This window comes from Collinsella sp. AF05-9 (assembly GCF_003465595.1).
Classification (GTDB): Bacteria; Actinomycetota; Coriobacteriia; order Coriobacteriales; family Coriobacteriaceae; genus Collinsella.
In genome coordinates this window covers 1-20554 of record NZ_QSBB01000019.1, presented here as the reverse complement: position 1 = coordinate 20554, position 20554 = coordinate 1, and the positions used below count along the sequence as shown (strand labels likewise).

Here is a 20554-nt window from a genome sequence, read left to right as displayed (position 1 = left end):
TCGTTTGCAATGCCGTGGATGGTTTGTCTGCCTTTGGGCATAAGAACCATCAAGAACATTGGCACGTCAGCAAAGGAGAACATCATGGCGAAATTCTTTAAGGACCCCGACGGTAAGCTCATTGCCGCCCTTGGCAACGACGTTGCAACCCCTGCCGGTTGCACGGAACTGACCGCAAACACTGAGGACGCGGCGCACGAGAAGCACGTGCCTGTTGTCGAGACCGAGCGCGACGGTCACGTGATTCGCGCACGCGTTGGCTCGGTCGAGCACCCCAGCCTGCCCGAGCACTATATCGAGTGGATCGCCCTTGAGGCCGAGGGCCGCTTAGAGGTCCATTACCTTGAGCCCGGCATGAAGCCCGCGACGTTTTTTGCCGGCGGTTCCAAGACCGGTACCGTCTATGCCTACTGCAACCTGCACGGGCTGTGGTCCGCGACGTTCTAGGAGCGCGCCCCCGCTCGGGGTATCATAGCTAGCATATGCACATGCGAGCGCCGACTGCATCATGCGGCCGGCGCTTTTACTACGATTTCGATGGTTTACGACGGAAAGGGCTGAGCCATGAAGCTCGCGCTTGCACAGATCGATATGCGCCTGGGTGATATTGAGGGCATTTGCGGCCGCATCGAGGACCAGGCTCGTCTGGCCCACGAGCGCGGGGCGCGCGTGCTGTGCGTTCCGGCTCCGCTCTTTATGGGCGCCATGCCCGGTGGCCTGGTGGGCGCTGCCGACTTTGAGCACGACATGCTTGCCGGCTTGACTGGTGTCGCCGAGCGCATCCAGGAGCTCGATATGATCTGCATCGTGCCCGCGGCGGTTTCGTTTGAGGGCCAGCCCCTGCTCGACTACATGATGCTCAAGGACGGCCATGTGGTACCGGCCCGTTCGAGCATTGCCCTGCAGCGTGGCGAGAACAACGACGCGCGTTGGGCGCCGCCGGTGTTCGACGTGGACGGCGTGCGCATCGCGGTGATCTTCGACCTGGACCGCGAGCTCGAGATGCTGCCGACCGGCGTCGACCTCATTGCGTATTTCCAGTTCAACGCATTCGATATGACCGACCGCGAGACCGTCGCGATCGCCGCCGTGCGCAGCGGAGCCTACCGCAAGATCGCCTCCAAGCGCAGCGTGTGGTTTGCCTGCATGGCGCCGGTCGGTGCGTACGACGAGTCGGTGTATACCGGCGGCTCGTTTGTGCTCGACGACTGCGGCCGCGTGGTGGCCCAAGCGCCGTGTTTTGAGGAGAGCCTACTGGTTCAGGAGATTCAGCGCGGTGTAATGCTCGATGCCTTGGAGGACCACGAGCTGCCTGAGTTTCGCTCCGAGGAATGGCTGTGGCAGGCGCTGGTGCTTGCCGTTCGCGACAATGCCTGCGCCCGCGGTACGTCGCGTGCCGTGGTGGCGCTCGAGGGCGACTTGCCGTCGTCCCTGCTGGCGGCGCTTGCCGTCGACGCCCTGGGTCCGCGCAATGTGGTCGGCCTGGTGCTGGGACGCAACCGCATCTTTACGCCGGCGCAGGAGGAGGCCGAGGCTGCTCGCTGTGCCGCCGTCCGCGCGATTGCCGAGCGCCTGCATATTCGCACGGTTGAGCGCGATGCGCCGGATGCCGCGCGTGTGCTCGACCGCGATGTGTCGGCGGGCGACGCCGAGCGCCTGCGCTCTCGCACGCTGGGCCTCATGCTGGAGGATACGGCGCTCGAGCTGGGTGCGATGGCGTTGAGCCCGCTTTCCAAGACCGAGTACGCGTTGGCGGCACCGGCACTTTGCGGTGGCTACCAGGGCGATTACGCGCCCTTTGGCGACGTATACCTGTCGACGCTCGAGTTTGTGGCGCGCGTGCGCAACCGTACGTCTGCCGTGGTGCCGCAGGAGCTCGTGACGCTCAACGCGGTGGAGGATTGCATGGAGCGCGTGCTGGCGCAAGCGCTCTCGACGCTTGACGGTCCGGTCGACATGCTCGACCGCGCGGCGCAGCTGCTCGGCGGGCTTGAGCCGGGCGAGGTCGATGGTGCGCTTGAGTCGCACGTGGACCGCAACCGACCCTTCGACGACATCCCAATGGCTGCCGGCAAGCCCGAGGCGTGTTCGTTGCTGCTGATGCTCGTGCGCCAGGGAGAGGCGGCCCGCCGCCAGCTGCCGGCGGCGCCGATCGTCTCGGCCCGTTCGTTTGTCGAGCGCGCCTGGCCGTACATGCTCGCGTGGTCCGACCTGGGGCTGAGCGGCAAGGAGCGCATGACGGTCGATTCGTTGGCGCGCGCCGAGGTGCGCCGCTTTGCCGACGAGGATACAAGCGATCGCATGCGTGGCGAGATGATGGGCATTTTGGGCGAGCTGCTGGGTATTTCGCCCGAGCAGATGGAGGAGCTGCGCTCCGAGGACGGCCAGCGCCGCCTGCACGAGGGCATGAAGAAGTTTGAGGGCGAGGTCCAGGACGCCATCGAAAAGATGATGGGCGGCCAGGGTGGCCCGCAGGGTGGGCCCCAGGGTGGCCCGATGCCGCATCCGTCGGTTGATCCCCGACAGTTCCCATTCTTCTCGCAGAACTAAACTGGGGATGGGATTCGCTCTCAACCCCGATACTTCAACTAAGCATCTTGACCCCGTTGTGTTATTCTAGAACAGACGTTCGTGAGTAGTGCGCGGGGCCTTGCCTTGCGCTTGGTAAAAGACGAGGGGAGGTTGGCTTGGTTATTTTGGGCATCGACCCCGGTTTGGCTCATACGGGTTGGGGGATTATCGAGGAGCGGCGTGGCGAGGTTCGCTGCCGTGCCTATGGCTGCATCGAGACCAGCGCAGGCAGTCCGCTCGCGGTGCGCCTGTCGCATATCGCCCGCGACCTCAAGGGTGTCGTGGAGCGTTATCGACCCGATACCGCTGCCATCGAGAGCATCTACTTTGGCGCTAATGTCCGCTCGGCAATCCCCACGGCACATGCCCGCGGTGCCGCGCTCGTGGCGCTTTCGGAGTGCGCGCTCGAGATCGGCGAGTACACGCCTATGCAGATCAAGCAGGCTGTGGTGGGTACCGGTGCCGCAGATAAGCGGCAGGTCGCCTACATGGTGCGCACGCTCACGCAGCTCGATCACGACCCGCATCCCGACCATGCCGCCGATGCCCTGGCCTGCGCCATCTGCCACGTTAACCTCAGCCGTACCCGGGCGCTTACCGGCGGCGAGTTCTATCAACAGAGAGGAACCGGATACTGATGATCTCCCAGCTCCACGGAACGCTTGTCGAGGCCACGATGAGCTCTGCTGTCGTCGATGTGTCGGGCGTTGGCTTTGAGCTCGGCATCTCGGGCAGCACTGCGGCCACGTTGCCGACGCCCGGCGGCGAGGTCCGCCTCTACACGCGTATGCAGGTGCGCGAGGACGCCATGACACTTTTCGGTTTTTCCTCTAAGGATGAGCGCACGATGTTCGATCGGCTCGTGTCTGTCTCGGGCGTTGGCCCGCGCTTGGCGCTCGCCGTGCTTTCCACCTATACCGTGGGGCAATTGTATTCGCTGGTGATGGCCGAGGACGACAAGGGCATGGCCAAGGTGCCCGGTGTGGGCAAAAAGACCGCCCAGCGCCTCATCTTGGAGCTCAAGAGCACCTTTGCCAAGGACAAGGGCTTTGTGCCGGTCGACGTGATTCCCGGCCAGGTTGCGATGCCCGTGCCCGCTGCCGCTCCCTCGGCCATCGATGACGCCCGTGCGGCGCTCCTTTCCATGGGCTTTAGCCCGCAGGAGACCGATGTTGCCCTGAGCGGGTATGATGGGCAGAATATGCGTGTCGAGGATCTGCTCGGCGCGGCGCTTAAGCGACTCGGAATGGATGCGTGATGTGGGAAGCCGATGACTCTCAGGACCTGTGGGCGACGCCCGGCAACTCGCCGGCGGCATCCATGGCGCACGGCGAGCGCATGGTGGGCTCGGAGCTGACGGCCGAGGACCTCGATGTCGACCGCACTTTGCGCCCCCAGCGCCTGGACGACTACTGTGGCCAGGAGCACATCAAGCAGAGCCTGCGCGTGTTGATCGAAGCGGCGCAGAGCCGTGGCGAGACGCTCGACCACGTGATCTTCTCGGGTCCTCCGGGCCTGGGCAAGACCACGCTGGCCACCGTTATCGCCAACGAGCTGGGCGCTCAGATCAAGACCACGAGTGGCCCTGCCATCGCGCGCACCGGTGACCTGGCGGCTATCCTTACCAACCTGCAGCCGGGTGATGTGCTGTTTATTGACGAGATCCACCGCCTCAACCGTTCGGTCGAGGAGGTCCTGTACCCCGCGATGGAGGACTTTGCCCTCGATATCGTGATCGGTAAAGGCCCGGCCGCACGATCGATTCGCCTGGATATCCCCAAGTTTACGCTGGTGGCGGCAACGACCCGCTCGGGTATGCTGACTGGCCCGCTGCGCGACCGCTTTGGCATTTCATATCGCCTGGATTACTACACGGTCGAAGAACTCGCGCAGATTGTGACGCGCTCGGCGTCCATCCTGGGTGTGACAATAGACCATCCGAGCGCGCTCGAGATCGGCTCACGCTCGCGTGGCACGCCGCGCTTGGCTAATCGTTTGCTCAAGCGCGTGCGCGACTATGCGCAGGTGCGTGGCAACGGCCCCATCGAGCTCGATATTTGCCGTCAGGCGCTCGAGTTCTTCGAGATCGACGAGCTCGGCCTGGACTGGATGGATATTCGTATCTTGGAGACGCTTGCCAAGACGTTCTCCGGTCGTGCCGTGGGACTTACGACCCTTGCCAGCGCGGTGGGCGAGGACCCGGGCACGCTCGAGGATGTCTATGAGCCCTATTTGCTGCAGTGCGGGTTGATGATTCGTACGCCGCAGGGCCGTCAGGCAACCCTTCGCACCTTTGAGCACCTGGGGATTGAACCTACCGTTTAGGGCGCTTTGTTTTGGCGGGCTGTTGGGCTATCGCCGGGCATCGGGTAAACATATCGCCGTTCATCGGTTATGGGCGTTTTACTATTGCGCGCCCGTGCTATGCTGAATTGGTCTTTTTCTCATCCGGTAACGAAAGGACCGTCCATGCCTACTGACATCGAAATCGCACGTTCCGTCACACCGCTGCCCATTACCGAGGTGGCCAAGAACGCCGGTGTCGACGTAAAGCACCTGATTCCGTACGGCTTCGACAAGGCTAAGGTCGACTATTCACTGCTCAACGAGCCGACCGATCACCAGGCCAAGCTCGTCCTCGTGACCGCTATCAACCCAACGCCTGCGGGCGAGGGCAAGACCACCACGACCATCGGTCTGGCCGATGGCCTGCGTCGTCGCGGCGTCAAGAGTGCCGTGGCCCTGCGCGAGCCTTCGCTCGGTCCCGTCTTTGGCGTCAAGGGCGGTGCCGCCGGCGGCGGCTGGGCGCAGGTCATCCCCATGGAGGACATCAACCTGCACTTTACCGGTGACTTCCACGCTATCGGTGCCGCTAACAACCTGCTGGCCGCCATGCTCGACAACCATATTCAGCAGGGCAACCAGCTCGGTATCGATGTTAAGCGCATCACCTGGAAGCGCGTCGTCGACATGAACGACCGTCAGCTGCGCCATGTCATCGACGGTATTGGCGGCAAGGCCCAGGGCGTGCCGCGCGAGGACGGCTTCGATATCACCGTTGCCTCCGAGGTCATGGCAATCCTGTGCCTGTCCACGAGCATCAATGACCTCAAGGAGCGCCTGGGCGAGATTGTTGTCGGCTACAGCTATGCCGGCGAGCCCGTTCGCGCCCGTGACCTTAAGGCTCAGGGTGCCATGGCGGCCCTGCTCAAGGATGCGCTCAAGCCCAATCTGGTGCAGACGCTCGAGGGTACGCCCGCGTTTGTCCACGGCGGTCCCTTCGCCAATATTGCCCACGGCTGCAACTCCATCATGGCCACGCGTATGGCGATGCGCTTTGGCGATGTCGCCATTACCGAGGCCGGCTTCGGTGCCGATCTGGGTGCCGAGAAGTTCCTCGACATCAAGTGCCGCATGACGGGCGTTCGCCCCAGCGCCGTCGTGATCGTCGCGACCGCTCGTGCGCTGAAGTACAACGGTGGCGTCGCCAAGGCCGACCTCAACGAGGAGAACCTCGAGGCACTCAAGGCCGGCATGCCCAACCTGCTGCGTCACGTCGACAACATCCAGAACGTTTATGGTCTGCCCTGTGTGGTCGCCATCAACCGCTTCCCGACGGACACCGAGGCTGAGCTTGCGCTCATCGAGTCCGAGTGCCAGAAGCTCGGCGTCAACGTTAAGCTTTCCGAGGTCTGGGCCAAGGGCGGCGAGGGCGCGCTCGAGCTTGCCGATGAGGTCATGCGTCTGATTGAGCAGCCGAGCGAGCTCAAGTTTGCCTATGAGGACGGCGCCGATGTCGCCGACGCTCTTGAGGCCATTGCCACCAAGGTCTACCGCGCCGATGGCGTTGACTTTACGCCGGCCGCCAAGCGCCAGCTCGCCGAGCTGCGCGAGAACGGCTTTGGCAACCTGCCGGTGTGCGTGGCCAAGACGCAGTACAGCTTTAGCGACAACGCCAAGGCCCTGGGCGCTCCCGAGAACTTCCGCATCACGGTGCGTGAGCTCAAGGTTTCCGCCGGTGCCCACTTTGTGGTCGCACTGACCGGCAGTGTTCTGACCATGCCGGGCCTGCCCAAGGTCCCCGCGGCTGAGAACATCGACGTCGACAACGACGGCAACATCACCGGCCTGTTCTAAGCTTGTTGCCCATAGCTGCTTGCCCGCCCCGTCGCGCCTACCAAGGCCCGGCGGGGCTTTTGTTTTCTAGCCGCGCTTGTCTTGTAGATATGGACGGGCTCTGTCCGTCACGGGCTTTTGCGCGGGTAGAATGCATGGATAACTTGATGCTTACGGGCGACGGAAAGGAATCGTTGCATGGATCAGGACAAGACAACCGTGATGGGCGGCTACGGTTCCGCGCAGGCTGGCGATAGCGCCGATGCGACCCGCGTTGTTCCCAACCCCGGTTATACCGACCCCGCCGCGACGCAGCCTTCTGCCGAGCCAACCCGGGTTATGGGCTATGGCGACACAGCGCGGGATTCTTATGCCGTATCTTCGCAAGGCCCCTATGGCAACGCAGCTCCGGACCCGTTTGATTACGCGCCGCAGGATTCTTATGCCGCCTCGACGCCGAATCCCTATGATGACCTGCCGCAAAATCCCATTCCGCAGCCTCAGCAGACGACGTATATGCCTCGCACGGCGCAGTCTCGCTACGAGTCGCGCGAGCCGTATCGCGAGTACCCCAAGTCGATTCCGCAATATGGCGAGGACGAGGAGAAGAAGCCGTCGCGTTCGTCGAGCGTGATCAAGAAGATCCTCATCGTGCTGGCGATCTTCTTTGCGCTGTCGGTTGTGTTTGCCATTGTGTCGGGCATGCTCAACAAGCGAGGGAGTTCAACGGCTGATACCGCTGCCGAGCAAACCGAGTCCGCCTCGTCTAGCACCGTCGATCTGAGCGATATCCCGGGGCAGTACTGGTCCAACGCCAAGAAACTTCTCAAGTCGCGCGGCGCCAATCTTTCGAATGCCGTGGTCCTGACTGATGATGGCTCAACGCCCGTCATCGATGCCAACTGGGTCGTTACTTCTGCTTACTATAACGACAGCGGCAACCTCGAAATTCAACTCACGCACAAGAATAGCTCGGGCAACTCGCCCGACGGCCAAAGCGGTACCGACAGCTCGAGTTCCAATACGCTGGAGGACTTGAGCAACAAGGCACAGGAGTTGGGAGACAAGGCGCAAGAGCTGGGCGATACGGCACAAAACCTGGGCGACACCGCGCAGAACTTGGGCGACATGGCGACGGGTGCCTGGAATGCACTGCAAAACGGCATCTCGGGCGCGCAGGGAAACTAGCTGTTAAGCGGGCTACAGCTGTTCAGCCGGACGGTCGGGCGAGCTAAAGCCCGAGTCAAACGTAACGACGCATGAGGCATTGGGTCGGCGCTCGTGCACGATGCGCGTGACGAGCTCCAGCAGCTCCTCGTCGGATATGTCAAAGCCGTCGGGGCGCACCAGGTCAAACGAAACGAACCCGTCGTGCTCGTGCAGGTCGTGGATGGAGAGCGCGGGGTCGATCTGCATAACGCCGCGCTTGACCCAGCCGCGCAAATCATCGCCGGTTGTCGCGATGGGGTCGCAGTGCAGCGTGATGCCAATGCCCATCTGGCGCTTGATGTCGTGCTCGATGGTGTCCAGGATCTCGTGGTGCTCAAATGCGTCGCCCTCGCCGGGCATCTCCACGTGAGCGCTGGCAAACTGACGACCGGGGCCGTAGTCGTGCACCATCAGGTCGTGTGTGCCCAAGACCTGCGGATAGGACATGATCTTGTCGCGGATTGCCTGGACGAGCTTGGGGTCGGGCGCTTGCCCCAGCAACGGGCTGATGGCGTCGCGCACTAGGCCCATGCCGCTGATGCAGATGAAGATGCCCACACCCAGGCCTGCCCAGCCATCGAGGTCAAAGCCGGTCGTCTGCGAAATAAGCGCCGCCACCAAGACCGAGCCCGAGGTGATGACGTCGTTTTTGGAGTCCTGTGCTGTGGCAATGAGTGTTTCGGAATCGATACGGTTGCCCAGCGCGCGGTTGAATGCGGCCATCCAGAGCTTAACGAGCATGGATGTAGCCAGTGCCGCAAGGGAAACGAGCGTGTAAGCGGTGGGGGAAGGCTTGATGATCTTGGTGACCGACTCGAGGATCAGGTTGATGCCGACGGCGCAAACCAGGACGGCGACAAACAAGCCGGCGAGGTACTCGTAGCGGCCGTGGCCATAGGGGTGGCCTTCGTCTGCCGGGCGGCTGGCGAGGCGGAACCCGAGCAGGCTCACGATGTTGCTCGAGGCATCGGAGAGGTTGTTGAAAGCGTCGGCGATGAGGGAGACGGAGCCAGCGAGCAGGCCCGCGATGCCCTTGGCCAGGCACAAGGTGATGTTGAGGCCAATGCAGATGAGGCTTGCGGCGAAGCCCGCGTTGGTGCGGCGGGAGGTATCGACCGGCTCGCCCTCGCTGCCGGGAACAAGCGTATGTACCAGCCGATTTACAAATAGCATAGCGGTCGTCCTCACAATCATGTTTAAGGGGATAGTGTAGCTCGCGCGGGGGCGCCGTGCACCGATGCTCAGAAAATGCAGCAATAGTCTGCCGGTGCTAACGAGCGAGCCTTCTCGTCTGCCTGGGTGCTCGATTTTGGGCCACATGGGTATGGGCACGTGCTTACCTGCCCGACATACTTAATGTCGACAGCCCCAGTGCAAAGGAGGACGTATTCATGGACGAGATGTTTGCCATTAAATGCCAAAACTGCGGCGGCCCTATGTACTCACACCAGGCTAAACGCAGCTTTGAGTGCGCCTATTGCGGCACGGTCGTTCCGTGGCAGGCCGATGCGGGGGAGCCCAAGAGCGCCCTGTGCATTCGCCATACGCCACTGACGGTTGTCGATGGGCTGCTTAAGCTCACGCATGTGTCGCAGCTCGAGCGCCCGGTGGACCCCGACTGGTATTTCTTTAATGAGCACTGGCGCAATCAGTCGGTTCTGGAGCATCTGCTGTGGGAAGACCGCGGCACGGCCCAGGAGTTCCAAGAGGCCACGCACGTGAGCATCCCCTGTCCCTTCTGCGGAGCGTCCTTTGAGGGCGAGTCGACCCAGCGCGTGTTTGAGTGCCCGTCCTGCGGCAATAAGATCGGTGTCGCCGACCTGCTCAAGCCGGGGACGTTTAGCAAGCGCCTGACCATGGGCGTTGGTGCGGAATATGTGCCCGAGCAGGGTATTCCCTGCGAGATAACGCCGCAGCAGGCGCGCGCCAATGCGCTTGAGCTGGTGCGCCGATATCCAGACGCCTTTGCCGGTCACGATGTGGAAGACGCGATTCAAAACGACATGATGCTCTTCTACTTCCCCATGGCGCTCGCGGACCTGCGCATGATGGCGTCCTTCCCGGGCAAGGGCCTGAGCAAGGAGACCCTGGTGTACTACGAGGTGCTCGACTGGGCATATCCCAGGGCAAACTACCTGGACGTTCGCCTTATGGGCATTCTGGAGCCATGGGACTTTGCCAAGGTTGGGTCGTTCGACCCGGCCATGCAGGAAGGCGACTTCCGCGTTGTCTCCGTCGATGCGTCCACCAAGGACCAGGTGGTCATTGACAAGCTGGCGCTCGACATTGTTGGCAACGATGCCGAGACTTTCCTGGGGCTCAATAAAAAGAGCATCCGCACCTGGACGCGCAAGGCCCGCAAGCACAAGGACGGCCTGGTTCTGGTGCCGGTCTACTTTGTCGATCGTCCCGCGTCGGATGGACGTAATGGCGAGCAGGTGCGCATTGCCGTGAACGGCCAGACGGGCCGTGCGGCGGCGGTGGTGTTTAGCGACAAGCGCGAGACGCATATTGTGGCGCCGCTCAATCCGAGCCTGCATCTGTCCGGCGAAAGCACCGTTCACGCCACGCCCGTCGAGGTCAAATACGTTAAATCGCCGTTTCTATACCAGATCGTACGCCGTGGAGGCGACGAGCAGCCACGTCAGGTGGCAGCGGCTGCCGAGGGTTCCTACCGAGAAGAAAAACCCAAGCGCAAGGGATTGTTCGCTGCGATCTTTGGGAAGTAGGGAAGCGGAGCCGGGGCGTCGGGCGGCATCGCAAGGTCATGAGACGAATTTAAGACTGCTGGGAACGTGCTACCATTGTCGATAGCCTTAATCTTGTAAGAAGCGGAGGCCAGATTATGGGTTTTGCGGATCAGCAGCTTCAGCTTCAGGTACCGTATTCTCCTGACGACACGTTTAATGCCTTGAAGGCAGCTATGGAAAAGCTGCCTAAAGTAAAAGTTGATAGTGCATCGCCCACAACAAGAACAGTTGCAGCCGAGATTGGTATGAGCCTTTGGTCTTGGGGCGAAAATATCAGTATTTCGGTTGTTCCAGTTGAAGGCGGATCTGGCGTTACTGTCAAGTCGTCATCTAAGGTCAGGGCAAACGTATTAAACGGGGGCAAAAATGCAAAGAATATTGCCGAGATAGTCGATGCCCTATCGAAGGAGCTTGAGCGGTATCCGCAGGTTTCACAGACTATTGAGACGCTGGCGGATAGTGATTGATGTAGTTGCAAGGCTTGAGAGGCTTGCAACGCTGCGTGATAGTGGAGTGCTTACCGAGGAAGAGTTTGCTGCAGAAAAGGCAAAAATCTTTTTGTAATCAGACACGGTGGTTGGATTTGCATTCTATTATTGAACTTGGTTATACCAGGCTGAAAATATCGTGTGTAATAAAGGTGCGTAGTAGTCTCGTCTTGATTGGCAGATGTAAATAAACGGTGGAACGGCTGTAAAAGAGCCTTGCCACTGGGTAAAATCAGGATGTGCCGCGGAACCCGCTCCTCAGTCGGTCAACTTTGGAAGCGCGGGCAACGCAGGTATTATCGTCTAAAGGGCCGGGTGCAACCGGCCCTTTGCATGACTCCCTTCGCTATCCGTTACTGCTTATATTCCCGCCAGATCGAGTAGAGGTTCCGGACGATGCCGGTTACATACATCGAGAGGCGCAGGATTTCAAGAAACAAGTTCATAGGCTTCACCCCAATCAGAGATTAGAGCGTTGCCCGCAGGCGGATTCCGCGGCAGGCATAATTCTACCTCACGGGCCGCGGTGGGAGACATCCTATCCACCCCCTGGTTTGGAGCAGTGTCGATCTGACGGGCAATCAAGCCTTTAGCTCTCTTTGAATTGAGCAAGCATCTGCCCGAAGAAGCTGAGCCCGGATGGCTCATAAATGAGTGAGCCGCCATCTTCGGTCCGGTAGACCCCGCAGGGGAGGTAGCGCCCGTCGGGAAGGACGTAAAGGTTTTCTTCCTCCATCAGTCCCGTTGGGAGTATCGGGGTCTCGTTTTCGCCCATTTGGAACTCATCGATATTCGCGATCTTCCTCTCCATGATGCCTCCTGCCTTATTTCTTGAATGGCGCCTTAAAACAGGCAGCTCTCAATCAGCTCTTTGCCGCGCAGAGTGTCGATCCACTCCTGTGGGATGGCTTTGAGACCGTATGCCGTGCCGGCGAGGGCGCCGGCGACGGCTGCGGTGGTGTCGGTGTCGTCGCCTAGGTTGACGGCGGCAAGCACGCAATCTTCGTAGCTGTTAGTGTTGACGAAACACCAGGTGGCTGCCTTAAGCGTGTCGCGCACGAAGCCACCCGACCTGATCTCCTGCTCAGGCACGCCTTTCAGATGGAGCGCCCACGAGGGGAGCACGTCGTTCATCACATCCCTCATCAGCTCGACAAATATGATGCATGCGTCGGTCGACGTTCTGTGGGCGTGCGTAATCGCGGAGACCTTGCTGACCTCTTCGTCTGTCGCATCGGTGAACGCCAGGGGAGCGATGCGCATGAGCGATCCGTTGCCGTTGTCGCGCTCGCCGGAGCCTCCTTTGCCGGTGCGCAGGGCGCGGGCGGTCGTACCGCCGTAATCGAAAACGCCGTCGATCGTATACTCGCCACGGGCAATCCAGCTTACGAACTTGTCGCGCATGTCCGCGGTGTCGATGTGCCCGAGCTCCCTAATCGAGTCGCAGGTAGCAAGCGTCATAGATGTGTCGTCGCTCCAGGTGCCGGCGGGTTGCCCATGCGTGCCGTAGCCGATCATGTCCGTGCATTCGAACGTACCGCGGGGCCTGAACTCGTAGGGAACGCCCAGCGCGTCACCGACGGCAAGCCCATAGATGCAGTCGCGCAGTGTTGTTTTCGGTCTGTCTGTCATGGAAAGCTCCTCTTATCCCGGGTGATGTGGAGCGCCGTCGGGGGTATCGGTCGCAACGTGCCGCTACCCTTGCGCTTCGCCATTAGTCGCTTCGTTGATGGCGCGGTACTCGGCACTCAGCTCGCGCGCCAGCTCTTCCTTGCTTGGAAGATATGGCAGGTATTTGGCGGCAAACACTTGGTCGTTGTCTTCGGGCAGCGTGTACTCGACGATCGAATCGCTTTTGTCCGCGCAGAGCACGATGCCTATGGGCGGATTGTCGCCTTCGTTCATGAGTTCGCGCGTGTAGTAGTTCACATACATTTGCATCTGGCCCAGGTCCTGATGCGTAAGGTCATCGGTCTTAAGGTCGATGAGCACGAAGCAGCGCATCAGATAGTTGTAAAAAACAAGGTCAATATAGAAATGGCGCCCATCAAAGGTGATGCGCTTTTGGCGCGCCTCGAAAGCGAAGCCACGGCCAAGCTCCAGCAGGAACTTCTGAAGATGCGTGATGAGCGCCTGCTCTAGATCGCTCTCACGAAACGTAGCATCGTCCGAGAAACCTAAAAACTCCAGTACATATGGGTCGCGGATGATATCCTCGGGGCGACGAGCCGGGGCGCTCTTTTGGATTTCCTGGGTGACGGCCTCTTTGTCCTTGCTGGCAAGTAGGCGCTCGCGGAACATGGTGTTGATCTGGCGCTCGAGCTGACGCGTGCTCCAACGAGAATCGGCGCATTCGTTCATGTACCATGTTCGAGTTTCGGGGTCAGGAATGCGTATTAACCTGCGGTAATGTGTCCAACTCAATTCGGGACGCAGTGAGTCCCGAATTGGAAATGCAAGATGGAACTGACGCATTTTACGCAGCTCTCTTGCTTCAAAACCTTTACCAAAATCTTTGGTAAGTCTGATTGCGAGGGCCTTGAGCAGCGCCTCTCCATACTTGGCGCGCTCCTCTCCGCCCTGCTCATCAACAATACTCTTGCCGATCTCCCAATATGCCTCAACCATCGCAAAGTTAACGGCGGTATAGGCCTTGTCGCGAGCGGCGTTGAGGATCGAGGAAACCTGCTTGTAAAAAACTTCTGGCACGATTGTCGATTCCTCGCGGTTTACCAGTTCGCCCATCACTGTCGCCCCACTTTCCTCTTGTGGAATGCATCTATATTGCATCTAGTTTAAAGCCTCGCGCGGACACGAATTGCTGTGCTGTCTGGCACCTTCGCATGGGAGCCTTGCGGTGACTAAAATGTGGCAATAGAGACAGTTTTAGCGAACCCCACGGGAGTGACGCGTATGGACAATAACACGCTGCTATTCCAGGACAAAGGTTCGGGTAGGTTTAAAGACGTCAAGATCTACCCTAACCGCATTGAGGTGCTTAAGAAGGGCACTTTTGGCGGCAAGCACACCGAGATTGTCTATCTTAAGGACATTACGGGCGTCAATAGAATCAAAGGCCGCGATGTTTTTCTGCGCAATCGACTGTTAACCGCTTGCGTCTTTAGCCTGAGTAGCCGTGCGAAGGCCCAGGAATTTGTGAAAGCTCTGAACATGGTGATGTAGCCGATAGCGGCGTTCGGGCCAAGGTAAAAATCGGGGCGCAGAACGGTATTCTGCGCCCCGATTGAGTTAATGCGCCCAAAAGACTGGCTTGCCTATTCGTTAACGTCCTCGGTATTGTCGCGGTCACTGGCAAGCATTGCTGCACCTGCGACCGTTGTCGCCACGGCGGCGGCAGCGAGCCCGGCGGCAACGCCAGAGCCGTCGCCCGTGTTGGCGAGCTTTTCGCCCGAGCTCTTGCCCTGGTCTCTCTTGTTGCTCTTGCCGTTCTTGTCGGCGCCGCCTGCGTTGGAACCCGTGTCGCTGCCGGTGCCGCCCGCACTGCCCGAGGCCGCTACGGTAAAGCTTGCGGCTCCGTCGCTGGCGAGCGTGTAGTTCTGCGCCGCGTCGCCCAAGAGACCGTTCACGCGCACCCAGTACGTTCCTGCGGCAAATGTTTCGCCCTCGGCCATTGCCGTGCCCGGAGCGCCGTCCGCGTCGTGCACAAACTCGAGCTGGGCCGTGCAGGCATCGGTTTCGAGCTTGCCCTCGAGTGATGCCGCAATCTTGGCGCGCACGTCTTCGCCGGCCTTAAGGCCTTCGAGTCCCTCAAAATGGGGCGTCAGCGCGCGTGGATCGATATCGATGGGCACAGAGCCCTGCAGCCCCGTAACGGTCTCGTTGCCCAGGGCGTCGACATCCACGTATTCAATGGCAAACGCATGGCCCGAAGCTGTCGCGTTGAGCGCGTTGCTGCTGTCGGCAAGGCGGAAATGACCCTCGCCAACGGTCTTGCCATCCTGGAATGAGGCATCGCTCAGCGAGTCGCCGTACGTCATGCGCATGCGGGTCGGGAGATAGTACGGGAGATAGTACGAAGCCGTCTGCTTGTGCTCCGTATCGTAATTGCGCTGGTAGATGCTCCGGGCCAGCGCCGCATCAACAAAGTCGGATGCGATGATGCCAATGTGCTTGAGGTAATCTGACTTTGTATCCTCGGTGCCGCTGGGGTTGATGTACGGGCTCTTATACAGATGCTCGTTGACTACTCGTGCCGAGGTAAAAGGATTGCCTCCGTGCGACAAGCCCGTGCAGCTGGTGTAGTTGATAGACCAGCTGCACGGGCTTGCACCTTGGCCCCGTCATCGTCCACGACGTCCACCTTGTTGCGCGTGCGCCCGGTCGTTTCCTTCAGCGCATTATCGACCCAGCTGAGCTTGTCGGTTCCCGTGAGTTTGTACTTGTCCTGGGCGTATACCTTGGTGCAATAGGGCTCTTTGTCGCCTGTTTCCCCCGCGGCTTCAAAGCCCCGCGCGTCTTGGACGAGACACATAGTGGCGCTGTCGGAGTGAGCCTTGATCTTGTCATCCCATTCGGTAAGGTCGAGGCCCCACGTGTGGCCGCTTACACTGTTGCCGGCGAGCCTAAATCGACGCAGCAGAACGATCTTTCCGCGCACCTCGTGTAGCGTGGGGATTCGGCTCGACGTATAGAACAGTTTGGGGTTGTCGTCCAAAACCTTGGCGAAAGCCGTCGTAACACTTTCGTCGGTAGCCTCGTCGTTGCCTTGTGATACAAGCATGATGAGCGCTTCTGTCGGGTTTTCGTTCAAAAACGTTTTGAAGTAGCCTATGACATCGGAAAGATGCATAAAGTACGCGTCTTTTTTGAGCAGGTAGTAATCCCCGTGGTCGATACCGGGGTCGTCGCCCTTTCCGAGCCGGATATCAAAATAGCGAATGCCTTCGAGCAACTGCGTGGGAATGTAATCCTGCTGGCATTTTACTTGCGAGGATTGGGGCTCAGTGTCGTTGTCCACGCTGCAGGTGCCCGAATCGTGCGTACCCGGGATGCTCAGCTCGTCGAGGAACTTGTTGTCGTCGACGTATTTCATCCAACATGGCCCATCGACGTAGCTGCTGTACGTGATCCAGTCGAGGCTGCTAACCGTGGCATCGTTCTTTTTCATGTCGTAACCGATAAGTTCGAGCTCCCACGGAATGCTCTTACTCTTATGGCAGATCTTATTGTTGTCCTGGTCTTCGCCGTTCGATTCTATTGCCAGGTACTTAATGTCTTTTTTCTCGGTTTCTTTCTCGACCGTGCGGTCTCGGATGATATAGGTTCCGTTTGATTGACGCTCGAACGCAAAAGCGCGGCTGGGCTTGTTGTCATACTCGCCGCCCCATACGTGGATGACCTTTCCATCTTTGTCAGAGTCGTCGTCGACCGACCAAATGCTGTAGCCCGTCTTTTTATGCTCTTCGAAATTGAGCAAGGTGCGGATAGCATACCAGTTTGTATCGTCATTCTTGGTCGTTACGTTCTCAAGGATGAGCTTGCTGGACGTGCCGTCGTTAAACAGGTGGCAGACGTTGCCGCGAACGTTGCCGTCTTGGTTGACGCTCGCGGTGCGAAAAAAGCCCGCGGGGCGAAGGCGAATGACGAAATTACCGAGGTGCTCCGCCGGTTTGGGCGTGTCGTCTGCAAATGCCGCTCGCAGGGGAATGCCCGGTGCCGCGGTTTCTGGCAGGCTTGCAAGCGGCGACAGTGCCGCAAGACCTAAGCCCAGCGTAAACGCTCGGCGACTGATGGCATGATGTTCGGCCATGACTCCTCCATTCGCAGGGTGCGGTTATGCGATAGTTTTGGTCACTATACTGCCCAGATGTTTAAAGATGCTGGTTTAATTGTCTGCGCGGCGCAATAAATCGGTGGGCGGACGTGTTGGGGTGTTTGTCGTTTTCGTACTGTTGCCACATTTGGGGCGGTTCCGGCGTCCGGCATCCTCGCGTTCGTCGGCTACAGGCATAAGAAAGGGAGGGTCGGTTTACCGGCCCTCCCTGGGTACGAAGCGCTGGGGTACCGTCGCTTGTTTGCACTGCGACCGTGTTTCCCGTTGCGCTCGCCAGTCGCTTAGCGCTTGATCTCGATATCGTCGAGCTTGACGTCCATGGCCTCGGTCTTGGCCTCGGCGATGTCGTCGGCAAATTCCAGAGACTTCATCATGGTCTCGACGGCGTCCTTGTGCTCCTCGACGTTGTCGATACGCACATACACACTGCCGCCGTCAACGTCGGTGAAGTATTCGGTCGTTACGCCGCCCGAGTGTGTATAGGAAGCGTTGCGCCAAGTCTTGCCGTTGTACTTGACGGGGTCATTCTCGGTCCACTCAAAGCTGGCATTCCACTTTGCCTCGTAGTCGAACAGCTCGTCGGCGTTCTTGTCAGAGTCGAAGACGGGGATGAAGCGATCGCTGACGTGCTCGCTCTCGGTGAACCTAAACTGGGCCCTGTCGGCCGTGTCGCCTGCGACGTCGGTAATCTCGACGCCCTCGGGGACCTCGACCTTAAACCAAATGAAGTCGGTCCTCATATCCACGGCTGGCTTTTCTGCGCCGCCGCCACCGCCACTGCCGGTAGCGCCGCCGCTTCCGCCGCAACCCACCAGGGCAACCGCGGCAAGGAGACTAATGCAGAGTGTGAGAATCGCAAAGGCCTTCTTTTTCATGGTCGTGTCCTCCTCGATCTGTAACCGCCCATGGATTACCTGCCTTTACTGTACGCGTGGACGGCTCGCTAGGGTGGGCCATGTGTCCCATTCTGAGGGCCGGATTTGCGCCGACAAGTGGCAATATGCGCGGGTCCAAAAGAGGGGAGGGCCGATGCCTGTCGGCCCTCCCCGGGGTTGGGTGCCCGTTGCTTTAATGGGGCGCATGTGCGCAGGTGCGCGTAGGCGCGTGCGGGTGTCCCGTTACTTGAGCTCGATGCTCGAAATCTCGACTTCGCGCGCCTCGGAAACTGCCTCTGCCATGTCATCGGGGAATTCGATGGAGTTGAGGAGCGCCTCGGCTTCTTTCTTGTGCAGGTCGAAGTTCGAGATAAGGACATAGATGCTTCCCGGCTCAACGTCGGTAAAGAGGAGGGTTGTGATGCCACTGTTGTCCTCGTACGTTCCGACGAGCCACGTCCTGCCGTTATACTCGACGGGGTCGCCATCCTCCCACTGGAACGTTCCAGTGTGCCTTTCGGCCTGCTCTGCAAAGGACTCTTCGGCCGTCATCTTCTCTTGCCAAACGGGGATGAAACGGTCGACTGTGGTGTTCTCGTTCTCGGGGAAGGTGAGCTGGACCCTGTCGGCATTCTTGCCGGCGGAGTCGCTTACGCCGACGCCCTCGGGCATCTCGACCTTAAACCAGATAAAGTCGGTCTTCTTGGCGACGGGGGCCTTTTCCTTGCTCTCGCTCTTGGCGGTGCTGCCGCTTCCGCCCGATGCGCTCCCGCCGCAGCCGACAAGGGCAAATGCGGCAAAGAGGGCGATGCAAAGGGAAAGAATCGATAGGGTCTTTTTCTTCATGGTGGCGTCCTCCTTGTCTGCCGATGACATCACGGCGCCGCATGCTGTTGGGGTACTGATTGCGCTGGCGGCGGATGTCTCTGTGTGCTGTGCGGCTTATGCCTCCGTTCATTGCTTGTGGCCGTTGCCCGGCCGTGCCCCAACGGGTTCCTTACTTATAGATATGCCCCAGCTTGTGCTGCCCGGGAGTCTCGAAAGGTGGGCCATGTGTCCCATGTTTGTGTCGCTGCCGCCTATCGTGTGCCATAGAAATCCGCGATGGCCAGGTGCGCTGACGCCCATGTGCTTATGGGCTAGACTTAGCACCATTACGTGATCGATGCGGTCGGTCGGCGGTTGCCACCCGACCGATGTATATGACTTGAAGGTGCATGTGCATGAGCCAAGAGATGATGGACAAGACCTGCCGCGGGTTTGCCGAGGCGCTGGCCGCGCGCGAGCCGGTTCCCGGCGGTGGCAGCGCGAGCGCCTTTGTGGGCGCGCTGGGCGCCTCGCTGTGCGGAATGGTTGCCCGCTACGGTGCGACCAATCCCGCGCTTGCTGATCGTGCGGATGACCTGACGCGTGCGTTTGCCCATGCTGATGAGCTGGCCCAGGAGCTTGTCGAGTTGGTTGCCGAGGACGTTCGTGCCTATGGGCAGGTGTCCGCGGCGTACGGTATTCCGCGTGACGATCCGGCTCGAGCGACCGCGATTCAGGATGCGCTGCATGTGGCCGCTATGCCGCCGTATCGCATTATGGATGCCTGCGGGCGTGCACTGGCGCTGCTCGAGGACATGGCCGACAAGGGTTCGCGTCAGCTGCTGTCCGATGTGGCGTGCGGCGCCGTGTTCTGCCGTTCTGCTATGCAGGGCGCGAGCTTGACGCTCTTTGCGAACACCACGTCTATGAAGGATCGCGCTCGTGCTGAGGAGCTCGAGACGGCGTGTGATGAGTTGCTCGACATGTGGTTGCCGCGCGCCGATGCGCTGGCGCGCCGCGCCGCCGACGCCGCAAGGAAGAGGGGATAGCCATGGCTGAGCTACTGAAGGGTGCTCCCGTCGCCCGCGCGTTGACTGAGGAACTTGCTGCTCGCTGCGCAGCCCTGCGCGAGCGGGGCGTTGTTCCGACGTCGGCTATCGTGCGTGTGGGTGAACGCGAGGACGACCTATCCTACGAGCGCGGTGCGCTCAAGCGCTGCGAGAAGGTTGGCATTGAAGCTCGCCGCGTTTTGCTTCCCGCCGATGTTTCGCAGGACGAGCTGTTGGCGGCCATCGAGGACATCAATACCGATTCGTCTGTTCATGGCTGCCTGATGTTCCGCCCGCTGCCCGCCGGCCTTGACGAGGACGCGGTTGCCGCGGCACTCGATCCTGCCAAAGACGTTGACTCCATGACGCCGGCTTCGCTGCTCACCACGCTTTCGGGGCGCGGCGAGGGTTTTGCCCCCTGCACAGCCGAAGCCGTGCTTGCTTTGCTGGATCATTACGGCGTTGAGCTGGATGGAGCTAAGGTTGCTGTGGTCGGGCGCTCGCTGGTGATCGGGCGTCCTGTTGCCGCCATGCTTACGGCGCGCAATGCGACCGTGACGACGTGCCATACGCATACGCGCGACCTTGCTGCCGAGTGCCGTGCTGCCGACATTGTGGTTGCCGCCGTTGGACGCGCGCACACGATTGGCGTGGATGCCATTCGCGAGGACCAGACGATCATCGATGTTGGCATTAATTGGGACGAGGCCGCTGGCAAGCTGGTCGGGGACGTCGATTTTGATGCTGCGGAGCCGGTTGTTAACGCCATCACGCCCGTGCCGGGCGGCGTGGGCGCTGTGACGACGGCGATCCTCGCCAAACACGTGATCGAGGCGGCCGAGCGGGTAGCGCGCAGAGATGTGGTGTAAGAGGCGGGGCATGCCCCGCCTCCGCC

At 60.2% G+C, this 20554-nt stretch carries 21 protein-coding genes; 13 read left to right on the top strand and 8 right to left on the bottom strand.

The annotated features are described in order from the left end of the window. Positions 1-84: 84 nt before the first annotated feature. The 7 genes from DWV43_RS06705 to DWV43_RS06675 all read left to right on the top strand — a co-directional run bounded on the left by DWV43_RS06705 (position 85) and on the right by DWV43_RS06675 (position 7875). Positions 85-447 (top strand): desulfoferrodoxin family protein, encoded by a 363-nt coding sequence (locus DWV43_RS06705; protein WP_089572163.1) that lies wholly within the window; start codon positions 85-87, stop codon positions 445-447. 117 nt (positions 448-564) lie between these two features. Beyond that, positions 565-2550 carry a hypothetical protein gene (locus DWV43_RS06700; RefSeq protein ID WP_117817521.1) on the top strand — a complete coding sequence of 662 codons (1986 nt, stop codon included), beginning with the start codon at positions 565-567 and terminating at the stop codon, positions 2548-2550. A 137-nt stretch (positions 2551-2687) separates the two neighbouring features. Next, complete coding sequence (ruvC, locus tag DWV43_RS06695) at positions 2688-3209, top strand: crossover junction endodeoxyribonuclease RuvC (RefSeq protein ID WP_035137351.1); 522 nt, start codon at positions 2688-2690, stop codon at positions 3207-3209. Continuing rightward, a complete protein-coding gene (gene ruvA, locus DWV43_RS06690) occupies positions 3209-3829 on the top strand; it encodes a Holliday junction branch migration protein RuvA (RefSeq protein WP_055310211.1) in 621 nt (206 codons plus the stop codon). Before ruvC ends, ruvA begins: the two co-directional genes overlap by 1 nt. Beyond that, entirely contained in the window at positions 3829-4896 is a 1068-nt protein-coding gene (gene ruvB / locus DWV43_RS06685) for a Holliday junction branch migration DNA helicase RuvB (protein ID WP_117776913.1), read from the top strand. Before ruvA ends, ruvB begins: the two co-directional genes overlap by 1 nt. Positions 4897-5040: 144 nt before the next feature. Next, positions 5041-6708 carry a formate--tetrahydrofolate ligase gene (locus DWV43_RS06680; RefSeq protein ID WP_117817519.1) on the top strand — a complete coding sequence of 556 codons (1668 nt, stop codon included), beginning with the start codon at positions 5041-5043 and terminating at the stop codon, positions 6706-6708. A gap of 177 nt (positions 6709-6885) precedes the next feature. Continuing rightward, entirely contained in the window at positions 6886-7875 is a 990-nt protein-coding gene (locus DWV43_RS06675) for a hypothetical protein (protein WP_089572154.1), read from the top strand. Positions 7876-7887: 12 nt separating this feature from the next. Here DWV43_RS06675 and DWV43_RS06670 read toward each other — a convergent pair whose 3' ends face one another. After that, positions 7888-9069, bottom strand: a complete 1182-nt coding sequence (locus DWV43_RS06670) for a cation diffusion facilitator family transporter (protein ID WP_089572153.1) — start codon at positions 9067-9069, stop codon at positions 7888-7890. Positions 9070-9287: 218 nt separating this feature from the next. Between DWV43_RS06670 and DWV43_RS10270 the strand changes: the two genes are divergently transcribed. The 3 genes from DWV43_RS10270 (at position 9288) to DWV43_RS10545 (ending at position 11210) form a co-directional block, all read left to right on the top strand. Further along, on the top strand, positions 9288-10625 hold the full coding sequence (locus DWV43_RS10270; protein ID WP_199569391.1) for a hypothetical protein: 1338 nt from the start codon (positions 9288-9290) through the stop codon (positions 10623-10625). 116 nt (positions 10626-10741) lie between these two features. After that, entirely contained in the window at positions 10742-11113 is a 372-nt protein-coding gene (locus DWV43_RS10065; protein WP_147338930.1) for a DUF1499 domain-containing protein, read from the top strand. Then, positions 11040-11210 carry an SHOCT domain-containing protein gene (locus DWV43_RS10545; RefSeq protein WP_089572150.1) on the top strand — a complete coding sequence of 57 codons (171 nt, stop codon included), beginning with the start codon at positions 11040-11042 and terminating at the stop codon, positions 11208-11210. The genes DWV43_RS10065 and DWV43_RS10545 overlap by 74 nt, the downstream gene beginning before the upstream one ends. Before the next feature lie 513 nt (positions 11211-11723). On the opposite strand, the gene DWV43_RS06655 is transcribed toward DWV43_RS10545, so the two are convergent. The 3 genes from DWV43_RS06655 to DWV43_RS06645 all read right to left on the bottom strand — a co-directional run bounded on the left by DWV43_RS06655 (position 11724) and on the right by DWV43_RS06645 (position 13879). Next, positions 11724-11945 (bottom strand): hypothetical protein, encoded by a 222-nt coding sequence (locus DWV43_RS06655; RefSeq protein WP_089572148.1) that lies wholly within the window; start codon positions 11943-11945, stop codon positions 11724-11726. A gap of 32 nt (positions 11946-11977) precedes the next feature. Continuing rightward, the gene (locus DWV43_RS06650; protein ID WP_117817517.1) at positions 11978-12766 is read right to left on the bottom strand and encodes an ADP-ribosylglycohydrolase family protein; all 789 of its coding nucleotides are present in this window, start codon (positions 12764-12766) and stop codon (positions 11978-11980) included. A 63-nt stretch (positions 12767-12829) separates the two neighbouring features. Next, positions 12830-13879 carry a YhcG family protein gene (locus DWV43_RS06645; protein ID WP_117817515.1) on the bottom strand — a complete coding sequence of 350 codons (1050 nt, stop codon included), beginning with the start codon at positions 13877-13879 and terminating at the stop codon, positions 12830-12832. A gap of 168 nt (positions 13880-14047) precedes the next feature. Between DWV43_RS06645 and DWV43_RS06640 the strand changes: the two genes are divergently transcribed. Beyond that, complete coding sequence (locus DWV43_RS06640) at positions 14048-14317, top strand: hypothetical protein (protein WP_117817513.1); 270 nt, start codon at positions 14048-14050, stop codon at positions 14315-14317. A 92-nt stretch (positions 14318-14409) separates the two neighbouring features. Here DWV43_RS06640 and DWV43_RS06635 read toward each other — a convergent pair whose 3' ends face one another. From DWV43_RS06635 to DWV43_RS06620, 4 genes are all read right to left on the bottom strand, one after another. Beyond that, positions 14410-15378 carry a hypothetical protein gene (locus DWV43_RS06635; protein ID WP_117817511.1) on the bottom strand — a complete coding sequence of 323 codons (969 nt, stop codon included), beginning with the start codon at positions 15376-15378 and terminating at the stop codon, positions 14410-14412. Beyond that, complete coding sequence (locus DWV43_RS06630) at positions 15339-16904, bottom strand: phosphatidylinositol-specific phospholipase C domain-containing protein (protein ID WP_117817509.1); 1566 nt, start codon at positions 16902-16904, stop codon at positions 15339-15341. Before DWV43_RS06630 ends, DWV43_RS06635 begins: the two co-directional genes overlap by 40 nt. Positions 16905-17209: 305 nt before the next feature. Then, positions 17210-17803: a hypothetical protein gene (locus tag DWV43_RS06625; RefSeq protein ID WP_117817507.1), complete on the bottom strand. Its 594-nt coding sequence runs from the start codon at positions 17801-17803 to the stop codon at positions 17210-17212. A gap of 243 nt (positions 17804-18046) precedes the next feature. Next, positions 18047-18649 carry a hypothetical protein gene (locus DWV43_RS06620; RefSeq protein ID WP_117817505.1) on the bottom strand — a complete coding sequence of 201 codons (603 nt, stop codon included), beginning with the start codon at positions 18647-18649 and terminating at the stop codon, positions 18047-18049. A gap of 377 nt (positions 18650-19026) precedes the next feature. Between DWV43_RS06620 and DWV43_RS06615 the strand changes: the two genes are divergently transcribed. Both DWV43_RS06615 and DWV43_RS06610 read left to right on the top strand, forming a co-directional pair. Next, positions 19027-19659: a cyclodeaminase/cyclohydrolase family protein gene (locus tag DWV43_RS06615; RefSeq protein ID WP_158549281.1), complete on the top strand. Its 633-nt coding sequence runs from the start codon at positions 19027-19029 to the stop codon at positions 19657-19659. Positions 19660-19661: 2 nt separating this feature from the next. Next, complete coding sequence (locus DWV43_RS06610) at positions 19662-20528, top strand: bifunctional 5,10-methylenetetrahydrofolate dehydrogenase/5,10-methenyltetrahydrofolate cyclohydrolase (RefSeq protein ID WP_117817503.1); 867 nt, start codon at positions 19662-19664, stop codon at positions 20526-20528. The last annotated feature ends 26 nt before the right edge of the window (positions 20529-20554 follow it).